The 5,554-nt window shown below is 52.5% G+C and carries 1 protein-coding gene; it reads right to left on the reverse strand.

What is annotated here, in order from left to right:
* Window positions 1-5,068, reverse strand: a 5,068-nt coding sequence (locus FQK12_RS14435) for an Ig-like domain-containing protein (protein ID WP_146295731.1), incomplete at its 3' end; no start/stop codon positions are given.
* Window positions 5,069-5,554: the final 486 nt, after the last annotated feature.

The following is a 5,554-nucleotide window of genomic DNA, read 5'->3' on the forward strand; positions in this document are numbered from 1 at the left end:
CGGAGTCGGAGTCGCTGTCAGAGTCAGAGTCCGAATCGCTGTCAGAGTCGGAATCACTGTCGGAATCCGAATCGCTGTCTGAATCGGCATCGCTGTCGGAATCCGAATCACTATCAGAGTCGGAGTCCGAATCGCTGTCGGAGTCCGAGTCGCTGTCAGAGTCGGAATCACTGTCACTATCAGAATCCGAGTCACTGTCGGAGTCAGAGTCGCTGTCAGAGTCCGAGTCGCTGTCTGAATCCGAGTCGCTGTCAGAGTCCGAGTCGCTGTCTGAATCCGAGTCGCTGTCGGAATCCGAGTCACTGTCTGAATCGGAATCGCTGTCTGAATCCGAGTCGGAGTCACTATCTGAATCCGAGTCGCTGTCGGAGTCCGAGTCGCTGTCAGAGTCGGAGTCCGAATCGCTGTCGGAATCCGAATCGCTGTCAGAGTCGGAGTCGCTGTCAGAATCCGAATCGCTGTCGGAGTCGGAGTCACTGTCCGAATCCGAATCGCTGTCCGAATCCGAGTCGCTGTCCGAATCCGAGTCACTGTCAGAGTCCGAGTCGCTGTCGGAGTCGGAGTCACTGTCCGAATCCGAATCGCTGTCCGAATCCGAGTCGCTGTCCGAATCCGAGTCACTGTCAGAGTCCGAGTCGCTGTCGGAGTCGGAATCGCTGTCAGAGTCCGAGTCACTGTCAGAGTCAGAATCGCTGTCTGAATCCGAATCGCTGTCAGAGTCGGAGTCGCTGTCAGAATCCGAATCGCTGTCGGAGTCGGAGTCACTGTCCGAATCCGAATCGCTGTCCGAATCCGAGTCGCTGTCCGAATCACTGTCAGAGTCAGAATCGCTGTCTGAATCCGAGTCGCTGTCAGAGTCAGCATCGCTGTCGGAGTCGGAATCGCTGTCGGAATCGGAGTCACTGTCGGAGTCCGAGTCGCTGTCAGAGTCGGAGTCACTGTCTGAATCGGAGTCGCTGTCAGAGTCCGAATCGCTGTCAGAGTCGGAGTCGCTGTCAGAGTCCGAGTCGCTGTCTGAATCCGAATCACTGTCTGAATCCGAATCACTGTCGGAATCGGAATCGCTGTCAGAGTCGGAGTCGCTGTCCGAATCCGAGTCGCTGTCTGAATCCGAATCACTGTCTGAATCGGAGTCGCTGTCAGAGTCAGCATCGCTGTCGGAATCGGAATCGCTGTCAGAGTCGGAGTCGCTGTCCGAATCCGAGTCGCTGTCTGAATCCGAATCACTGTCTGAATCGGAGTCGCTGTCAGAGTCAGCATCGCTGTCGGAATCGGAATCACTGTCGGAATCCGAGTCGGAGTCACTGTCGGAGTCGGAGTCACTGTCGGAATCCGAGTCGCTGTCAGAGTCGGAGTCACTGTCAGAGTCAGAGTCGCTGTCAGAGTCCGAATCGCTGTCAGAGTCTGAATCGCTATCCGAGTCCGAATCGCTATCCGAGTCCGAATCGCTGTCCGAATCCGAGTCGCTGTCAGAGTCAGCATCGCTGTCCGAGTCGGAGTCACTGTCAGAATCAGAATCGCTGTCTGAATCCGAATCACTGTCAGCGTCGGAATCGCTGTCTGAATCAGAATCACTGTCCGAATCCGAGTCGCTGTCTGAATCCGAATCACTGTCTGAATCGGAGTCGCTGTCAGAGTCCGAATCGCTGTCAGAGTCGGAATCGCTGTCGGAGTCCGAGTCGCTGTCCGAGTCAGAATCGCTGTCAGAGTCAGAGTCGCTGTCCGAGTCCGAATCGCTGTCAGAGTCGGAGTCACTATCTGAATCCGAGTCGCTGTCAGAGTCCGAATCGGAGTCGCTGTCAGAGTCCGAATCGCTGTCAGAATCCGAATCACTGTCAGAGTCAGAATCGCTGTCTGAATCCGAGTCGCTGTCTGAATCCGAATCACTGTCGGAATCCGAATCGCTGTCGCTATCCGAATCACTGTCCGAATCCGAGTCACTGTCAGAGTCAGAGTCGCTGTCCGAGTCGGAATCACTGTCACTATCAGAATCGCTGTCGGAGTCGGAATCACTGTCTGAATCGGAATCGCTGTCGGAGTCCGAATCGCTGTCCGAATCCGAGTCGCTGTCAGAATCCGAGTCACTGTCGGAGTCCGAATCACTGTCGGAGTCCGAGTCAGAATCGCTGTCCGAGTCAGAATCACTGTCGGAGTCCGAGTCACTATCGGAGTCCGAATCACTGTCGGAGTCCGAGTCAGAATCACTGTCGGAGTCCGAGTCGCTGTCCGAATCGGAATCACTGTCAGAATCAGAATCGCTGTCACTATCCGAATCACTGTCAGAGTCCGAGTCGCTGTCTGAATCCGAGTCGCTGTCTGAATCGGCATCGCTGTCAGAGTCCGAATCACTGTCGGAGTCCGAGTCAGAATCGCTGTCCGAGTCAGAATCACTGTCGGAGTCCGAGTCACTATCGGAGTCCGAATCACTGTCGGAGTCCGAGTCAGAATCACTGTCAGAGTCCGAGTCGCTGTCAGAATCCGAATCACTGTCTGAATCGGAGTCGCTGTCGGAATCGGAGTCACTATCGGAATCCGAGTCGGAGTCACTATCGGAGTCCGAATCACTGTCAGAGTCGGAGTCACTGTCGGAGTCCGAATCGCTGTCCGAATCCGAGTCACTGTCAGCGTCAGAATCGCTGTCTGAATCCGAGTCGCTGTCAGAGTCGGAATCACTATCAGAATCCGAGTCACTGTCAGAATCCGAGTCGCTGTCAGAATCCGAGTCGCTGTCAGAGTCAGCATCGCTGTCCGAGTCGGAGTCACTGTCAGAGTCAGAATCGCTGTCTGAATCCGAATCGCTGTCAGAGTCCGAATCGCTGTCGGAGTCGGAATCACTGTCCGAGTCGGAGTCACTGTCGGAATCCGAGTCGCTGTCAGAATCCGAGTCGCTGTCAGAATCCGAGTCGCTGTCAGAGTCGGAATCACTGTCCGAGTCGGAGTCACTGTCGGAATCCGAGTCGCTGTCAGAATCCGAGTCGCTGTCAGAATCCGAGTCGCTGTCAGAGTCAGCATCGCTGTCCGAGTCGGAGTCACTGTCAGAGTCAGAATCGCTGTCCGAATCCGAATCGCTGTCGGAGTCGGAATCACTGTCAGAATCCGAGTCACTGTCGGAGTCCGAATCGCTGTCGGAGTCAGAGTCCGAGTCAGAGTCGCTGTCCGAATCCGAATCACTGTCAGAGTCCGAGTCGCTGTCGGAGTCCGAATCGCTGTCACTATCAGAATCGCTGTCCGAGTCGGAGTCGCTGTCAGAATCCGAGTCGCTGTCAGAGTCCGAATCGCTGTCACTATCAGAATCGCTGTCCGAGTCCGAATCGCTGTCAGAATCCGAGTCGGAGTCACTGTCCGAATCCGAATCACTGTCCGAATCCGAATCACTGTCCGAATCCGAGTCGCTGTCAGAATCGGAATCACTGTCAGAGTCAGCATCGCTGTCCGAGTCGGAGTCACTGTCTGAATCCGAGTCGCTGTCGGAGTCGGTATCATCGCTAAGATCGACAGTTAATATAAATATCGGGGATCGTTCGCTGACGTTGCCGGCCAGATCGGTCACCGTGGTGCTCAGGCTATGGGATCCTTCAGCCAGTGCGTCAGTAGTAAAGCTCCAGCGTCCGTCCTCGTCCGCAATCGCGGTGCCCAGTACGGTATCACCGTCATAAATTGTGATCGTGGCACCTGCTTCCGCCGTACCGCTCAAGGTTGGTGTATCATCATCCGTCACGCTACCGCTGTTCAGTGTACCCGTGTCTTCTCCTGCATTATCAGTGACCTGCAGATCGCTAACCGGGTTCACTATAGTGTCTACCGTCAGTTCAAAGGCCGGCGAACGTTCGCTCACGTTCCCGGCTTTGTCCGTTACCGTAGTGCTCAGGCTGTGGGCGCCTTCCTCCAGACTAGCTGGCGTGAAGCTCCAGCGTCCATCCTCGCCGGCAACCACTGTGCCCAGCACGGTGTCGCCGTCATAGATCGTCACCGTGGATCCCGCTTCCGCCGTGCCGTTCAGGGTGGGCGTCGCATCGTTGGTCAGATCCCCGCTCTGCAGTTGGCCGGTGTGCTCTGCAACATTGTCGGTTACCTGCGGAATGCTGGCTGCCGGCGCAGTGGTATCGATGGTCAGTTCAAACGCCGGCGAACGCTCGCTGACGTTGCCGGCTTTGTCCGTCACCGTCGCGCTCAGGCTATGGGAACCCTCGCTCAGCTCCGGTAACGTGAAGCTCCAGTTGCCATTTTCATCCGCGACGACAGAACCCAGTTTGGTATCGCCGTCATAAATCGTTATCGTGGCCCCAGCCTCTGCTGTCCCTTTAATCTCCGGGGTCGTATCGTCAGTGACATCTCCAGAATGGAGCACACCGGTGATGGGGCCCGCATTGTCAATGACCGCTATGTTCTGTGCCGCGGTAGGTAGCTCGGTATCAGTATCGGAGTCACTGTCAGCATCAGAATCACTATCCGCGTCGCTGTCAGCATCCGAATCACTATCTGAATCTGAATCCGAGTCGGAATCACTGTCAGAATCGGAATCACTATCTGAATCAGAATCACTGTCTGAATCAGAGTCGCTATCGCTGTCAGCATCCGTATCACTGTCGGAGTCTGAATCACTGTCAGCATCAGAATCGCTTTCAGAAACCGAAGAGTGGTGGTCTTTGTTTGAGGTGCCGGCGAACATTGCCGCAATACCCAGCAAAGCCGCGCCAGCCATGACCCAACCGGCAATACTTTGTCCCGCGCCACCGGTCGCGATGACTTCTGAAAGATCGCTAATCAGCGAATAGTGTGCCCCATCAGTACCCGCACCTTCTAGCCACCATAGCGCGCCGGTCTCATCATCCATAAGAACTAAATCACTGTGCTGTCCATGCTCATCCACAACGAAAAAGTTTTTAATTGTAACGGTGTCACCGTTTTGGAGTTTTAGAACAAGATCATTACCTTGTCGGGTATATGAACGAATATCCTCACGCTTGACGTGCAGGAGAACCACTGACTGCGTATTGAGATTAACTTGATTGCCATCGACGGTGTATTCAGCACCAGTTTCTTTCACTGTCACATTTATATTTTTCATCAGGTTGCACCCTTGAGATGAAGACGCAGTCAGAGGTATGAGATAATTCTTAATTATGCATCTTATTAGATATACCACTTAACGGAGTCCCGCAAGGTGAAAGCAAAATAATCAAATCACATTCTGTAATAAATTAAATTACTCAAATTACAATAACTTAAAATAATAAACTTACATTTTGAGATGTTAATAGAGACCATAAGAAAAATGATTGCTCACGGTTATTACAATGAAGATAAAATCATGGATAATACATTTCTTATATCACCAAACCTCCATTTTAACGCTACCCGAAAAATATCTGTGATATTAGTCATATAAATGACATGAGAAAAAACAATTATTTTTTTAAACTTTAAAATATTTTATAAGGATTCCCCATGTATTTTCTATGGTTTATTTATAAAAAATAAATTATCCTCGCGAGGAAATTTTAAGTAATAAGGGAGATAAAACCTGGACAATGTCTGTTAAATCCACAAAGAC

The organism is Klebsiella sp. ME-303 (assembly GCF_007910085.1).
Lineage (GTDB): Bacteria > Pseudomonadota > Gammaproteobacteria > Enterobacterales > Enterobacteriaceae > Klebsiella > Klebsiella michiganensis.